Source organism: Streptococcus australis (assembly GCF_040226615.1).
Taxonomy (GTDB): domain Bacteria; phylum Bacillota; class Bacilli; order Lactobacillales; family Streptococcaceae; genus Streptococcus; species Streptococcus australis_E.
Genome location: NZ_JBCOAT010000007.1, coordinates 103,201 through 117,885, shown reverse-complemented (window position 1 = coordinate 117,885; position 14,685 = coordinate 103,201). Strand labels below are relative to the sequence as shown.

The following is a 14,685-nucleotide window of genomic DNA, read 5'->3' as shown; positions in this document are numbered from 1 at the left end:
AAATTCAAAAACGGTGAAATTGGCATTGACTTCATCTGGATCGATGTGGACAATCCTCCTGCAGATGCGATTGGTTGGGTTGCAAAATCCTCTTCATCCACACGATAAAAGAACCTCCTAGTTTATCTAGGAGGTTCTTTTGTATTCTGTGGTGGTACTGTGGCCTAGGTAGGTATAAATCCGTGTCAGTGGGGATTGGGGATGGGTGGAGACGCGAAAGTGAAAGTAGTGGTCACGATGGTCGCGACTCTGGGTATGGTGGAGTCTGAAATAGTTGCGCTGACCTGTCGACATGGATCTCAGCAGGTCATCTTCTAAAAAGACCAAGGGGGTCGCAGTCGTTGCCAATTGGTAAAAATCGTGCTCGAACTGCTGGTACTTGTCTGAAAAATAATCAAATTGGAGTTCGTGTTTATTCAGGGCTTGTTTCATAGCTAGAATCTCCTGGTTCAATAGAAAAAATAGTCGAAAGAAGGAGAGAGTGATAGTGCTGGCCATTTTTTATGAGGACTTCGGAAGGGCTTAAGGTATAGACCTGACCGTAGTAGACGGCGACTTGATTGTCCTGGAGGGTAGAGAGGGAGAGGGAGGTCTCTTGCTGATAAGCCTGCTCGAGAATGTGACGGATTTCTTGATTTGAGAGGAGTCGAATCTCTTCGAGAGAGAGCTGGTTTGTTTGTAAGGCCGTCGAATGCTCAGAGAGGAAGAAGCCAGCCCACTTGGCCATGCCCCGGTCTTGGAAGTCGCGTGCCGACTGATAGGGGAGATAAGAACGATCAATCATGCTAAGCCATCTAAACCTCCTGCAGAGTGGCCTCCGGTCAGCTTGCTTCGAGCCAGAGCGCGCGAATTTTCTAATAGGGCAGAGCCCTTTTGTAGAGAAGCAAAGCCAAATCGGTCACGGATGTGATCAATGGTCTCCTGGAGGGCTTCTTCTCTTTGGGTTTGCTCAGGGTCATCAAATAGGGAGATCAGCTGGAAGCTCTCCTCTACGAGCTTCCCATAAAAGACTCCGATCTGCCGGATGGCTCCTCCCTGGTAGTGGGAGCGAAAGAGCTGGATGACTTCCTTGGCTAATTGAGCGGTAGAGTTGGTCGGCTCGATCTTTCGCTGGCAGTGGATGGAGGGGAGCTGTTCCTGCTTGGAGTAGCTGGCGTGGATGGAGACCAATTGTGTCTTTTTATTTTCCCGACGCAAGCGGATGGCGACCTGCTCAGCCATCTCCCGAAAGACCAGTTCAATATCGCTTTGGCGGTGGTAGTCTCGTGGAAGGATTTGCGAATTTCCTAGACCGTGAGACTTTGGTCGATAGGGACGATGGACATTGCTTTCATCGATCCCATGGGCGTGAAACCAGAGCTGGACGCCCATGACTCCAAATTCTTTTTTGAGCTGGTCTGGATTGGCCTGGGCCAGTTCATAGATGGAGTGAATGCCTAGTTTGTTCAGGCGTTTTTCTGTTCGATGGCCAATCCCCCAGAAATCAGTTAGTTTTTTTATCTGCCAGACACGACTGGGGACGTCTTCGTAAGACCAGTTAGCCCGCATGGTTTTCTGGTGCTTGGCTTCGTTGTCCAGAGCCAGTTTGGCTAGGAGTGGATTGGCATTGCTCATCCCGACAGTAGCGTAGATCCCAGTTTGCTGCCAAATGCGCTTTTGGATCCGAGCAGAAAGAAGATCCAGCTTGGAGCGTCGGTCTAGCTGAGGATCAGGGATAAAGTAGTTGAGAGAGCTGGTTAAATCGATAAATCCCTCATCAATGGAATAGGGGTAGATGTCATCTGGAGCAGCAAATTCTTGAAAGACTTGCTGGATTTCTATGTTGACCTGGATATAGGCATTCATGCGAGGGGGCACGATAAAGGTGCGCTTGGCCCAACTTTCGATGTAGTGGACAAAGGCTGGATTTGTAGGTAGACCTTGCTTACGGGCCAGGTAGTAATTGAATTTCCTCGTCTTGAGATCGAAGGGCAGATCATAGCTCCGTCCGACATTTTTCTTCCCAAAGACCTGCTTGAAAACGGGGGAACTGGCTAAGATGAGGCCAGCAGAATTGTCGCTCCGACTCATGACACAAAGAGAAGTAGTCAAAGGGTTGAGGCCGAGGCGGACGCATTCACAGCTGGCATAGAAACTTTTCATATCCACAAAAGCAATATCAGACCTTGGCTCACGTGAATAATCAAAGAGCATGTCTAGACCTCCAGAGGGAGGAAGTGGCCGACCACGATACCGACGATTTTGGGTTCATCTTCATAAGGAGCAAAGAGGTCATCATAGGCTGGGTTGATGGACTCTAGGCGGAGTCCCTCCTCTTCTCGATAGACTTTTTTGATATAGGTCTTCCCATTCCACATGAGGGCGTAGACTGCTCCATCATAGTCAAATCCGGTCTGTTTCATCAAGGCAACGGAACCGTTTGGATAGCTTGGTTCCATAGAATCTCCAGACACCCAAGAGGCAAAGTCGTGTTGGATCTCTTGGTCAAAATAAACGGTCTCGTAGTCAGTTTCATTGTCATAAAAGGTATGACCATGTCCAGCTGCCAAGTCGATAGAGAGGACACGGTAAGGGATCAAAGAGACCACCTTTTCTTGCTCTGCTAAGAGTTGGCTGGCCAAGAGATCGACCTTTTTCTGATGGGGTGGGGTTAGTAAAGGGTAGGTGAAAAGTGCTGAGCTCTTGTCGACAAAGTAGTCCTCTTTAACGGAGAGGCGCTTGGCCAACCTCCTGAGATTTTTATCGTGTGGCTCTGCTAAGCCATTCTCCCAACTAGAGTAGGTCTTGCGACTAATCTCTAAGGATTCGTAGACCTGGGCTTGGGTCAGGCCCAGCTCAAGTCGCCGGTCTTTTAATTTTTTTGCATCAAACATCTGCATTCTCCTATGTAACGTTTTAAAAGTTACATATAGTATAGCAAAAATAAAATCGAACTTCAAGAGAAAAGTGAGAGGATTTTTCTTTAGGAGTGAAAGGGATTTAACTTAAGCGGATATCAAATAGGAGAGGTGGGTGTTTTTGTATCTTTTATCCAAATTTTGATATAATAATCTCTATGAAGATTGTATCAGGTACCTATGGAGGGCGTCCTCTTAAGACGCTCGAAGGAAAGACAACGAGGCCCACTTCAGATAAGGTCAGAGGGGCTATGTTTAATATGATCGGTCCTTATTTTGATGGGGGTCGGGTCTTGGATTTATATGCTGGGTCAGGCGGTCTATCCATCGAGGCGGTGTCTCGGGGGATGGAACAGGCTGTCTTGGTCGAGAAAGATCGCAGAGCCCAAGGGATTATTGCTAGCAATATCCAAATGACCAAGGAAAGCCACAAGTTTCAATTGCTGAAGATGGAGGCTCACCAAGCTCTCAATCAATTGCAGGGGGCCTTTGATCTCATTTTCCTGGATCCTCCCTATGCCAAGGAGCAGATCGTAGCCGATATTGAGGCCCTGGCTGAACGTGGTTTACTTGGAGAAGAGGTCATGGTCGTCTGTGAGACAGACAAGGCAGTGGACTTGCCTGAGGAGATTGCTTGTCTAGGAATCTGGAAAGAAAAAATCTACGGAATTAGTAAGGTGACGGTTTATGTCAGATAAAATCGGATTATTTACAGGTTCATTTGACCCAATGACCTTGGGACACTTGGATTTGATAGAGCGGGCTAGTCGCTTGTTTGATCGCTTGTATGTCGGTATCTTCTTTAATCATGAGAAGAAGGGTTATTTTACCATTGAGCAAAGGGAAACCATGGTGACAGAAGCAGTGGCTCATTTGCCCAATGTAAGAGTCATCACCGCAGAGGCAGAGTTGGCAGTAGAGGTGGCTAGACGGTATGGGGTGACGAGTTTGGTCCGAGGCTTGCGCAATAGTCAGGACTTCCTCTATGAAAGCAATATGGACTACTTCAATCACCAGCTGGCTCCAGAGCTTGAGACTATCTATCTCTGTGCCCAGCTCCATTATCAGGCCTTGAGTTCGACGAGAATTCGCGAGTTGCTGACCTTCCAGCAGGATGTCAGTGCCTATGTCCCAGAGAGTGTTATAAAGGAGATGAAATAAAACGAATGAAAGAATTTGAGAAACCAAGGGCTCAGCTACCAGAAAGCCCATTTGAACCTGTGCGCAAAAAAGATAGTGTGTGGAGAACTTATCGTTGGCCGATGATTGGGACCCTGCTTCTGATTTTGGCCCTGCTAGCTTTCTTTGTTCCCCTACCCTATTATCTGGAAATGCCTGGGAGTTCAGAAGATATCCGCCAAGTGATGCGTGTCAACCAGAAAAATGATGAAGCATCCGGTTCGTATGATTTTGTCACTGTTGCCGTCAAGCAAGCGACCTTCTCGGATATAGTCTATGCCTGGGTGACTCCTTTTACAGATATCTACTCTGAAAAAGAAATGACAGGTGGCAGTTCCAGTGAGGAATTTTTCCGGATCAATCAATTTTATATGGAGACCTCTCAAAATACTGCCAAATACCAAGGACTGAAAACGGCTGGAAAAGAGACAGAGATGGAATTCCTCGGTGTCTATGTCATGCAAGTGGCAGAAGACTCTACCTTCAAAGGCGTTCTAAATATTGCGGACACGGTTACGGCTGTGAATGACAAGACCTTCAAGAGCTCAAAAGAGCTCATCGAGTATGTTGGCTCCCAAAAAATTGGGGACAAGGTCTCAGTGACCTACACAGAAGATGGCCAGACCAAGACCGCTGAAGGAAAGATTATTAAGTTGGTCAATGGCAAGAATGGGATTGGGATTAGCTTGATTGACCGGACAGAAGTGAAGAGTGATGTACCGATTGAGTTTGCGACAGCTGGCATCGGTGGTCCAAGTGCCGGGATGATGTTTAGTTTGTCCATCTATACCCAAGTAGCGGATCCAGACCTTCGTCAGGGACGCCATATCGCGGGGACAGGGACCATTAACCATGATGGGACTGTCGGAGATATCGGTGGAGTGGATAAAAAAGTCGTAGCAGCAGATCGCGCTGGTGCTGAAATCTTCTTTGCCCCTGATAATCCGGTGACAGAGGAAGTTAAAAAGAACAATCCGAATGCCAAGAGCAACTACGACGAAGCGGTAGAAACAGCTAAGAAAATTAAAACCAAGATGAAAATTGTTCCTGTCAAAACCTTGCAGGATGCCATTGACTATTTGAAAAAGAATTAAAGTAGCTTGTTTGACAAATTTCGTACTTGCACGTATGACATCGTGTTAGCAGAGGGGAACATTCACCTTCTAATTAAATTCAAGTTTTTGCTTATCAATCTCTCTATTTTTAGAGGGATTTTTTCTTTATACTGGTGTCAGAAAGAAAGGGAGGTAGTGAAATGATTCAAACCAGTTTGTTTTCCATTTCAGTATTCTTAGCGGGAGTTCTATCCTTTTTCTCCCCGTGTATTTTGCCACTGATGCCAGTCTATGTAGGGATTCTATTGGATTCTGAGCATGAAAAAACGGTGCGTATTTTTGGAAGAGACATTTCTTGGTATGGCCTGGTGAAGACGCTTTGTTTTATCGCAGGTCTATCAACTGTTTTCCTGATTCTAGGATACGGTGCAGGGGCCCTTGGCCAGGTGCTTTATGCTCCCTGGTTCCGTTACCTACTAGGAGGGATTGTCATCTTATTGGGAATCCATCAGATGGGCCTCATCAATCTTCAGCAACTCCAAAAACAAAAGAGTATCCAACTGAAGAAGGACGAAAAACGCAATGAATTCTTCAATGCTTTTCTGATAGGGGTCACCTTCAGTTTTGGTTGGACCCCTTGTGTCGGACCAGTTTTGAGCTCTGTTTTAGCCATTGCAGCTTCTGGAGGAGATGGTGCATTGCAAGGCGCTCTCCTGATGCTGGTCTATACATTAGGTTTGGCTCTGCCTTTCTTGCTTTTGGCCTTGGCTTCTAGCTGGGTTCTACAACATTTTGCTAAACTCAAGCTCCATATGGGAACCTTGAAAAAAATTGGTGGTGCCCTCATCATCTTGATGGGCATCTTGCTGATGCTAGGAAATCTTAATAGCCTCGCATCCCTGTTTCACTAATCTTGAATGATTAAAGGAGAAAAATCATGAAAAAAATTCTTGCACTTTCTATTGCTACACTTAGCATCTTCACTTTAGCAGCTTGTTCTGGACAGAAATCAGATTCAGACATGAAAAAAACGGATGATAGTAGTATGATGAAGAAGGACGATATGAAGAAGGATGACATGAAGGATTCATCCATGTCCGATGATAAAATGAAAAAAGAAGACATGAAAGATTCATCTATGATGTCTGACAGCAGTTCTGAAATGAAGGACGATATGAAAAAAGATGAGATGAAATCTAGCGATTCAGAAATGAAAGATGAAAAGAGTGAATCATCTGATATGAAATCAGACAACTAATGAAAGAAGGGAGAGGTCATCTGAGGATGACTTTCTCCTTGTTTAAAGAGGTAATAATGATGAAGAAATTAGCTTTAGTAGCTGCAGGATTCTTGTGTACTGGACTTTTGGGGGCTTGCTCTAACCAAGGAATGGAATCATCCAACAAAAGTGAGACTAAGCAGACATCCACAACGGGACCTTCAGAGCAAGCTGGAAAGAAGGTTCAAGAGTTTAACCTGCAAGGAGTAGACGGTAAGACCTACCGCTTATCCGATTACAAGGGAAAGAAAGTTTACCTCAAATTTTGGGCTTCCTGGTGCTCTATTTGCCTATCGACATTAGAGGATACCAATGAGTTGGCAAAAGCAGAGGCGGGTAAGGATTATGTGGTCTTATCTGTTGTAGCTCCAACTTTTAATGGTGAAAAATCAGAAGCAGATTTCAAAAACTGGTACCAGTCTTTGGATTACAAGGATTTCCCAGTCTTGCTAGATAGTAAAGGGGAACTGCTAAAAGAGTATGAGATTCGTTCTTATCCATCGGCACTCTTTATTGCAAGCGATGGAACTCTCGCTAAGACCCATATCGGTTATATGAGCAAGGAAGACATCGTCCAGACTCTAAAAGAAATGAAGTAAGGAGGACATAAAATGGAAACAAAATGGAAACTCATTTCCATTCTTTTAGTGGGGCTATTTTGTTTTGGAATCTTTTTCCTTGTCAAAGGATCCATGGCCTTGGATACATCAGATGCGACGACTGAGCAGATCAAAAAAGCGTCCATGAGTCAGACACCAGTAGCAAACAAAAAGCAGGAAGAAAAAGTCAATCCAGAAGACCAACGAGAAATCTATCTAGCTGGTGGTTGCTTCTGGGGTGTGGAAGAGTATTTTTCCCGTGTTCCGGGTGTCATTGATGCCGAATCAGGTTATGCCAATGGAAAAGGGGATACCACCAAGTATGAATTAGTCCCTCAAACAGGCCATGCTGAAACAGTTCATATCACTTACAATGTCAAGCAGGTATCTCTGAAAGAATTGCTCCTGCATTATTTCCGGATTATCGACCCAACGTCGAAAAATCGTCAAGGAAATGATCAAGGGACTCAATACCGAACAGGTGTCTATTATGTCTCTCAAGAAGACCTTCCAACCATTAACCAAGTCTTTGAAGAGGTAGCAAAAAAATACGACAAACCGTTAGCAGTGGAAAAAGAGGAACTGAGCAATTTCATCAAGGCTGAGGACTACCACCAGGATTATCTAAAGAAACATCCGAATGGGTACTGCCATATCGATGTCAATCAGGCTTCTTATCCTGTTATTGATGCTAGCCGCTACTCCAAGCCAAGCGATGAGGAGATCAAAAAGAAGTTATCTCCCGAAGAGTATGCGGTGACACAAAAAAATGATACTGAACGTGCCTTCTCCAATCGTTACTGGGATCAGTTTGATACCGGTATTTATGTAGATGTCGTGACTGGTGAGCCGCTCTTTTCCTCCAAGGATAAATTTGATTCTGGTTGTGGTTGGCCAAGTTTCAGTCGGCCTATTAGTCCTGATGTGGCAATCTATAAGGAGGATAAGAGTTTCAATATGACTCGGACAGAAGTTCGGAGCCGTGTGGGAAATTCCCATCTGGGCCATGTTTTTACCGATGGTCCCAAGGAAAAAGGCGGCCTTCGCTATTGCATCAATAGCTTGTCAATCAAATTCATCCCTAAAGCAGAAATGAAAGAAAAGGGCTACGGTTATTTATTGGACTATGTCTGAGATATTTGGAACCACAATTTGCTATAATAAGCATAGCAAAGACAAGTAGGTGAAAGACATGTATGCGATCATGATTGTGGAAGATGAAGAGCTTATCCGGCAGGGACTGACTTCCTTAGTGGATTATGAACAGTTTGGAATGACCGTCATCAACCAGGCAGAAAATGGCCGTGAGGCCTGGGAGAAGTTTCAAGATCAACCAGCCGATATCCTTCTAACCGATATCAATATGCCACAAATGAATGGCTTGGATCTGGCCCATCTCGTCAAAGAGCAGTCTCCGTCTTGTCATATCATTTTTTTGACAGGTTATGATGACTTTGAGTTTGCGAGGAAAGCCATCAAGTTAGGTGCAGATGATTATTTGCTGAAGCCTTTTTCAAAAGATGATATTGAAGAGATGTTAGCAAAGGTGAAAGGAAAACTCGATCAAGAGCGAAAAAAGGCGCAAGTCGAAGATTTGGTCAGTCATGGTTATTCAACAGACTTAGAAGAAGCCATTCATGCTCGTTTAGCAGATTCCCAGTTAACCCTGAAGGATTTGGCCTATCAACTTGGTTTCAGTCCCTCTTATCTAAGTGTATTGATCAAGAAAAAATTGGGACTTCCCTTTCAAGAATATCTCATCCAAGAGCGAATGAAGAAGGCTCGCCTCTTGCTTCTCACGACAGATTTAAAGATTTATGAGATCGCCGATCAGGTTGGTTTTGAAGATATGAACTATTTTTCTCAACGTTTTAAGCAGGTTGTTGGGGTGACGCCAAGGCAGTACAAAAAAGGAGAGCATGAATGAAACGATATCCCTTGCTGATCCAGCTGGTCCTCTACTTTTTTCTCTTCATTCTCTTACTTTTTGGTCTTATCGGTAGCCTTTACTATCAAACGAGTTCAGGGGCGATCCGCCAGCTAACGGAGCGGACGACAAGAAATAGTATCGACCAAAGTAGTCAGTTTATCACGTCTTATCTAAAAAAATTAAAGCAGACCACAACAGTGCTTAGTAAGGAACAGGCTGTTCGCCAATTTGCCCAAGATAGGAGTGCGGATCAAGAAACGGTTCAGCACTTGATGCGAACGATGATTGAAACGGATCCGGACCTGGTCTCAGCAGTCCTGGTGACTAAGGACGGACGTCTGATAGCGACAGATACCAAAATCAGCATGCAGACTTCTTCAGATATGATGAATGAAAGTTGGTATCAAGAGGCGATTAAGGAAAGAGCCATGCCGGTCTTGACGCCAGCTCGAAAGGAATCCTTGACCTCGGAAAAAGAAAAATGGGTGGTTTCTATTACCCAAGAAGTGGTCGATCAGACCGGACAAAATCTCGGAGTAGTACGCTTGGATATTGGCTACGATAGCCTTCAGGCTTACTTGGATCACCTTCAACTAGGGAAGCAAGGCTTTAGTTTTATCATTAATCAAAAGCATGAGTTTGTCTACCATCCTAAAAAGGCGGTCTATTCCTCCAGCCAAGAAATGCAGGCCATGCAGCCCTATATTGCTGTGAAAGATGGTTATGCAAAAGGAGGGCAGAATTTTATCTATCAAGTTCCGATTCCAAATAGTGATTGGACCTTGATTGGAGTGGCTTCACTTGAAGGACTTCAGATGCTTCAGTCGCAACTCCTGTACTCTTTTATTAGCCTAGGATTACTAGCTTTGATCATGTGTTTAATAGGGATCGGCTTTGTTCTTCGTTTGTGGATCAAACCCTTACGAGACCTTCAGACTATCATTTTGAGGATTGGAGCAGGAGATGCTCACGTGAGAGCTGCAGCCAAAGGATCTCCAGAATTGGTGGACCTAGCTCAAGCTTTTAATGCCATGTTGGACCAAATCGATAACCTCATGCAACAGGTCAAGGAAGAGGAGCAGAACGCACGGCGTTACGAGTTGCGGGCACTTTCGGCACAGATTAATCCGCATTTCCTCTATAATACCTTGGATACGATTGTCTGGATGGCGGAGTTTAATGATAGTCGGCGCGTGGTTGATATCACCAAGTCTCTGGCTCAATATTTTCGACTGGCTCTCAACCAAGGTCAGGAACAAATCCTACTGAGAGATGAAATTGACCATGTCCGCCAGTATCTTTTCATTCAAAAGCAACGTTATGGTGAAAAGCTCAACTATGAAATTCTAGAAGATGAACGGTTAAGCGACTATCAGCTCCCTAAATTGGTGCTTCAACCCTTAGTGGAAAATGCGATTTACCATGGCATTAAAGAGATCGATCGGCCTGGTCTCATTCGAGTGACGACTGAAGTCAGTGGAGACTCCGCCTGCGTATCGATTTTTGACAATGGACGAGGGTTTGACCGATCAGAGTCAACAGACCAAACCCTTCTTCGTTTAGGAGGTGTTGGCTTGAAAAATGTTGACCAACGATTGCATCTTCAATTTGGCGAAGCCTATCATATGGAGATTGATTCTAAGGCCAATAGCTATACGAAAATCACTCTTTATTTGCCTCTTCCATCCGGAAATGAATATTCATAGAGACAAAGATTGCCTTCTTTGTTTTAGTTAGATAGAAGACTTTATCTTCCATCTGAGCAGGCTTTGAAAAAGCCTGCTTTTTATAATGAAACAGGAAGAAGAAGTAAATTAAATCGTCAGACTTTTTACAGATTTTCTCTTTTCCGTTGAAATTCTATCTAAAGATAGGGATTTATGATAAAATAAAGTGTTACAACTAAAGGTATGAATAAAGGAAGGCTATGCGCAAAGAAATATCCCCTGAATTATTTAATTACAATAAATATCCTGGACCGGAATTTCGTCTGGTTGGCAGTCAAGTGCTAGCAGAACAATTGACATTTGAGCTGGTTGAGAATCAAAATGATGCCTTTGATACGACGGTCTTTGGTCAGCGTTTTTCAGAGGTTTTGACCAAATTTGATTACATTGTCGGTGATTGGAGCAATGAACAGTTGCGTCTACGTGGCTTCTATAAAGATGATCGCCCTGTCACAGATGCAGAGAAAATCAGCCGTCTGGAAGATTATTTATTAGAATACTGTAGCTATGGCTGTGCTTATTTTGTCCTAGAAAATGCAGAACCCCGTCGAGCATCCTTTGACAAGAAGTCCTCTCCTAAACAACAGGAAGAGGGGAACCGTTCTGCTAAGCGTGGCGGTCGTCAAAATCGCCGGAATCGCTTCAAAAATCAGTCACGGGAACGTGAACAAGAGCAAAAACAAAAGACTTCTCAACCAAAGAAAAAGAACCGTCAGCGGTCTAGAAAAAAAGATGCACAGGGTGAGCAAGAACGCCACTTTGTCATCCGTCAAAAGTAAAGAGAGAAAAGAGATAAGATGAAACCTTCAATTTATGGCTTGACTCGACAAGAACTGATCGAGTGGGCAGAAGAAAATGGTGAAAAGAAATTTCGAGCAACCCAAATCTGGGAATGGCTCTATCGGAAACGCGTCCAGTCATTTGAAGAAATGACCAACCTATCGAAGGACTTGATTGAAACCTTGAACGATCAGTTCGTGATTAATCCTTTGAAACAACGGATCGTTCAAGAGTCGGCAGATGGGACCGTCAAGTACCTCTTTGAATTGCCAGATGGCATGTTGATCGAGACAGTTTTGATGCGTCAACACTATGGCTTGTCAGTTTGTGTCACCACTCAGGTAGGGTGCAACATCGGCTGTACCTTCTGTGCATCTGGTTTGATCAAGAAGCAACGCGACTTGAACAGTGGGGAAATCGTTGCCCAGATCATGTTGGTTCAAAAATACTTTGACGAACGTGGACAAGATGAACGTGTCAGCCACATCGTTGTGATGGGAATTGGTGAGCCTTTCGATAACTACAAGAACGTCTTGAGCTTTGTCCGTACGGTTAATGATGACAAGGGGCTGGCTATCGGTGCCCGCCACATTACTGTTTCAACATCTGGCTTGGCTCATAAGATTCGTGATTTTGCTAATGAAGGGGTTCAGGTCAATTTGGCAGTATCACTTCATGCTCCAAACAATGACTTGCGTTCCAGCATCATGAAAATCAACCGGGCCTTCCCGATTGAGAAATTGTTTGCGGCCATTGAGTACTATATCGAAACGACCAACCGTCGGGTGACCTTCGAGTATATCATGCTTAACGAAGTCAATGATGGTGTCGAGCAAGCTTTGGAATTGGCAGAACTCCTCAAAAAGATCAAGAAGCTATCTTATGTCAACTTGATCCCATACAACCCAGTTAGTGAGCATGACCAATATAGTCGGAGTCCAAGAGAGCGCGTGATGGCCTTCTATGACACCTTGAAGAAAAACGGAGTCAACTGCGTGGTTCGTCAAGAGCATGGAACAGATATCGATGCTGCTTGTGGACAATTGCGTTCTAATACGATGAAGAGAGACCGGGAGAAAGCCATTGTTGAAGAAGCTCAACCGTAACAACTGGCTGATAGAAGAAGGGCAATTAACAAAAAAAGGAAGACAACTGCTACTAGGTGGCAGTTTCTTCTATTTTGTCCTGCTCTGCCTCATGTGTTTTCTTCCCCAGCGACCTGAACCAGGGATGGAAACACCTGGGATTCAACATTTTGGTCGTGTAGTCGTATTACTGATTCCCTTTAATTCTCTCATCAACCTAGGTCAAGTGACTAGTCTGCTCCAGCTGATCAAGGTGCTTGTACAGAATATAGCCAATATCTTTCTCTTGTTCCCTTTGGTTTTTCAACTGCTATGGCTCTGGCCTTGGCTAGGTACTCGGAAACGCGTCCTTTGCTTTAGTCTAGGGATGAGTGTGTGGATCGAGCTTAGTCAGATTGTGTTAGACCTCTTGTTTGATTTCAATCGGGTGTTTGAGATAGATGATTTGTGGACCAATACTCTGGGAGGCTACCTAGCCTATCTGTGTTTTAAATGGGTGCAAGCTTCTATGGGTAAGGACAATCTATTTTAGTTTGGACTAAAATCCGAACGATTGAATACGATTTCAAATTTTGGGTTGACAAAGTCAGAAGCGGGAGCTATAATAGCTTCAAGACATCAGAAAAGTAGAGGTTTTTCTCACTTCCAGGGAGCTTGTGGTGATTGCGAACAAGCAGTGGTGAATCTTGAAATGGGCTGATGCGTTTATGATGATGAATTTGAAACAATAAAAATTCGGTGAGCACACCTTATCGTGCACCCTGTTGTTAGACAGGTCAGAGATGTAGGAGAAAGATTATTTTCCTACAATGGAGGTGGCACCGCGGTATCGAATCGTCCTCACACAGATTTTTCTGTGTGAGGTTTTTTGTATCTCAAAGGAATCCTGTGAGACTGCAGCTCAAAGGACCAGCGAGAGAAAAAGATCATAAACAGGATTGAAAATATAGAGAAGAGGACACAATCATGACAGAAACAAAAGGCTATTTCGGACAATTTGGTGGATCTTTCGTACCAGAACCCATTCAAAACTTGCTGGATCAATTAGAGGCAACTTTTGAACAGTACAAAAATGACCCAGAATTTATCGCAGAATACAAACATTATTTGAAAGACTATTCTGGACGGGAAACACCGCTCTACTTTGCGGAAAGTTTGACAGAACATTTAGGTGGGGCAAAAATTTATTTGAAGCGCGAAGACCTGAATCACCTAGGTTCGCATAAATTGAATAACGTCTTGGGGCAAATCCTCTTAGCCAAACGCATGGGCAAAACGCGCGTGATTGCTGAAACAGGAGCTGGTCAACACGGTGTGGCTACAGCGGCTGCAGCAGCTAAGTTCGGCATGGCCTGTGATGTCTACATGGGAGCAGAAGACGTGGAACGCCAACGCCTCAATGTATTCCGCATGGAAATGATGGGGGCAACCGTCCATGCGGTTGAAACAGGTACTAAGACCTTAAAAGACGCTGTTGATGCTGCATTTGGAGCGTGGATGGCGGATCTGGATGCCTTTTACGTTTTGGGGTCTGCTGTTGGACCTCACCCTTACCCAACCATTGTCCATGAATTCCAAAAGGTGATTAGTGAAGAGTCTAAACGCCAAATCTTGGAAAAAGAAGGGCGTTTGCCAGACTATGTCATTGCCTGTGTCGGTGGGGGATCCAATGCCATTGGTGCCTTCTCCCAATATGTAGGTGATGAAGAAGTCAAATTGGTCGGAGTTGAAGCGGCAGGCCATGGCTTGGACACAGACCAGCACGCAGCGACTATGACCAAGGGGACTGTTGGAGTTGTCGATGGCATGAAGACCTATGCTGTCTTTGGCGAAGATGGAAAAGTAGCGCCAGTGTACTCTATCTCAGCCGGTTTGGACTACCCAGGGGTTGGTCCAGAGCATGCTTTCTTTAAAGACTCTGGTCGTGTCGAATATGTAGCAGCGACAGATGATGAAGCAGTTCAAGCGCTTCTTCTTCTCAGTAAGACAGAAGGAATCCTCCCAGCCATCGAAAGCTCACACGCGATTGCAGAAGCTGTCAAACGTGCTCCACAATTGGATAAAGACAAGATCATCATCATCAATGTTTCTGGACGTGGGGACAAGGATGTAGCTGCTATTGCAGATTATCTAGAAGCGAAAGCTACAAAATAA

At 44.5% G+C, this 14,685-nt stretch carries 17 protein-coding genes and 1 other annotated feature; of the genes, 13 read left to right on the top strand and 4 right to left on the bottom strand.

Going from position 1 to position 14,685, the window contains the following annotated elements:
• Positions 1-126: 126 nt before the first annotated feature.
• Genes ABT997_RS07575 through ABT997_RS07560 form a run of 4 tightly spaced genes read right to left on the bottom strand, consistent with a single transcriptional unit; the run spans position 127 to position 2,873 of the window.
• Positions 127-432 carry a DUF5960 family protein gene (locus ABT997_RS07575; protein WP_350019096.1) on the bottom strand — a complete coding sequence of 102 codons (306 nt, stop codon included), beginning with the start codon at positions 430-432 and terminating at the stop codon, positions 127-129.
• On the bottom strand, positions 413-784 hold the full coding sequence (locus ABT997_RS07570) for a hypothetical protein (RefSeq protein WP_350019095.1): 372 nt from the start codon (positions 782-784) through the stop codon (positions 413-415). The genes ABT997_RS07575 and ABT997_RS07570 overlap by 20 nt, the downstream gene beginning before the upstream one ends.
• The gene (locus tag ABT997_RS07565; protein ID WP_350019094.1) at positions 781-2,193 is read right to left on the bottom strand and encodes a Y-family DNA polymerase; all 1,413 of its coding nucleotides are present in this window, start codon (positions 2,191-2,193) and stop codon (positions 781-783) included. Before ABT997_RS07565 ends, ABT997_RS07570 begins: the two co-directional genes overlap by 4 nt.
• 2 nt (positions 2,194-2,195) lie before the next feature.
• A complete protein-coding gene (locus ABT997_RS07560; RefSeq protein WP_048715816.1) occupies positions 2,196-2,873 on the bottom strand; it encodes a helix-turn-helix domain-containing protein in 678 nt (225 codons plus the stop codon).
• A gap of 182 nt (positions 2,874-3,055) precedes the next feature.
• Here ABT997_RS07560 and rsmD point away from each other — a divergent pair, with 182 nt between their 5' ends.
• The 13 genes from rsmD (at position 3,056) to trpB (ending at position 14,685) form a co-directional block, all read left to right on the top strand.
• The gene (gene rsmD, locus ABT997_RS07555) at positions 3,056-3,595 is read left to right on the top strand and encodes a 16S rRNA (guanine(966)-N(2))-methyltransferase RsmD (RefSeq protein WP_350019093.1); all 540 of its coding nucleotides are present in this window, start codon (positions 3,056-3,058) and stop codon (positions 3,593-3,595) included.
• Entirely contained in the window at positions 3,585-4,058 is a 474-nt protein-coding gene (gene coaD / locus ABT997_RS07550) for a pantetheine-phosphate adenylyltransferase (RefSeq protein WP_350019092.1), read from the top strand. The genes rsmD and coaD overlap by 11 nt, the downstream gene beginning before the upstream one ends.
• A gap of 101 nt (positions 4,059-4,159) precedes the next feature.
• On the top strand, positions 4,160-5,170 hold the full coding sequence (locus tag ABT997_RS07545; protein ID WP_229104809.1) for a SepM family pheromone-processing serine protease: 1,011 nt from the start codon (positions 4,160-4,162) through the stop codon (positions 5,168-5,170).
• Positions 5,171-5,331: 161 nt separating this feature from the next.
• On the top strand, positions 5,332-6,042 hold the full coding sequence (ccdA2, locus tag ABT997_RS07540; protein ID WP_350019091.1) for a thiol-disulfide oxidoreductase-associated membrane protein CcdA2: 711 nt from the start codon (positions 5,332-5,334) through the stop codon (positions 6,040-6,042).
• A gap of 26 nt (positions 6,043-6,068) precedes the next feature.
• The gene (locus tag ABT997_RS07535) at positions 6,069-6,389 is read left to right on the top strand and encodes a hypothetical protein (protein WP_350019090.1); all 321 of its coding nucleotides are present in this window, start codon (positions 6,069-6,071) and stop codon (positions 6,387-6,389) included.
• A 59-nt stretch (positions 6,390-6,448) separates the two neighbouring features.
• Positions 6,449-7,009 (top strand): redoxin family protein, encoded by a 561-nt coding sequence (locus ABT997_RS07530; protein WP_347088677.1) that lies wholly within the window; start codon positions 6,449-6,451, stop codon positions 7,007-7,009.
• A 12-nt stretch (positions 7,010-7,021) separates the two neighbouring features.
• Positions 7,022-8,143, top strand: coding sequence for a peptide-methionine (R)-S-oxide reductase MsrB (gene msrB, locus ABT997_RS07525; protein ID WP_070589644.1), 1,122 nt, complete (start codon positions 7,022-7,024; stop codon positions 8,141-8,143).
• 58 nt (positions 8,144-8,201) lie between these two features.
• The gene (locus tag ABT997_RS07520) at positions 8,202-8,936 is read left to right on the top strand and encodes a response regulator transcription factor (RefSeq protein ID WP_048715808.1); all 735 of its coding nucleotides are present in this window, start codon (positions 8,202-8,204) and stop codon (positions 8,934-8,936) included.
• Positions 8,933-10,645: a cache domain-containing sensor histidine kinase gene (locus ABT997_RS07515; protein ID WP_350019089.1), complete on the top strand. Its 1,713-nt coding sequence runs from the start codon at positions 8,933-8,935 to the stop codon at positions 10,643-10,645. Before ABT997_RS07520 ends, ABT997_RS07515 begins: the two co-directional genes overlap by 4 nt.
• Before the next feature lie 221 nt (positions 10,646-10,866).
• Positions 10,867-11,445 carry a YutD family protein gene (locus ABT997_RS07510; protein ID WP_350019088.1) on the top strand — a complete coding sequence of 193 codons (579 nt, stop codon included), beginning with the start codon at positions 10,867-10,869 and terminating at the stop codon, positions 11,443-11,445.
• 18 nt (positions 11,446-11,463) lie between these two features.
• On the top strand, positions 11,464-12,552 hold the full coding sequence (gene rlmN / locus ABT997_RS07505; protein WP_006596799.1) for a dual-specificity RNA methyltransferase RlmN: 1,089 nt from the start codon (positions 11,464-11,466) through the stop codon (positions 12,550-12,552).
• A complete protein-coding gene (locus ABT997_RS07500; protein ID WP_272079070.1) occupies positions 12,530-13,063 on the top strand; it encodes a VanZ family protein in 534 nt (177 codons plus the stop codon). The genes rlmN and ABT997_RS07500 overlap by 23 nt, the downstream gene beginning before the upstream one ends.
• Positions 13,064-13,140: 77 nt before the next feature.
• Positions 13,141-13,376 (top strand) — a binding site (T-box leader).
• A gap of 121 nt (positions 13,377-13,497) precedes the next feature.
• Positions 13,498-14,685, top strand: coding sequence for a tryptophan synthase subunit beta (trpB, locus tag ABT997_RS07495; protein ID WP_123160011.1), 1,188 nt, complete (start codon positions 13,498-13,500; stop codon positions 14,683-14,685).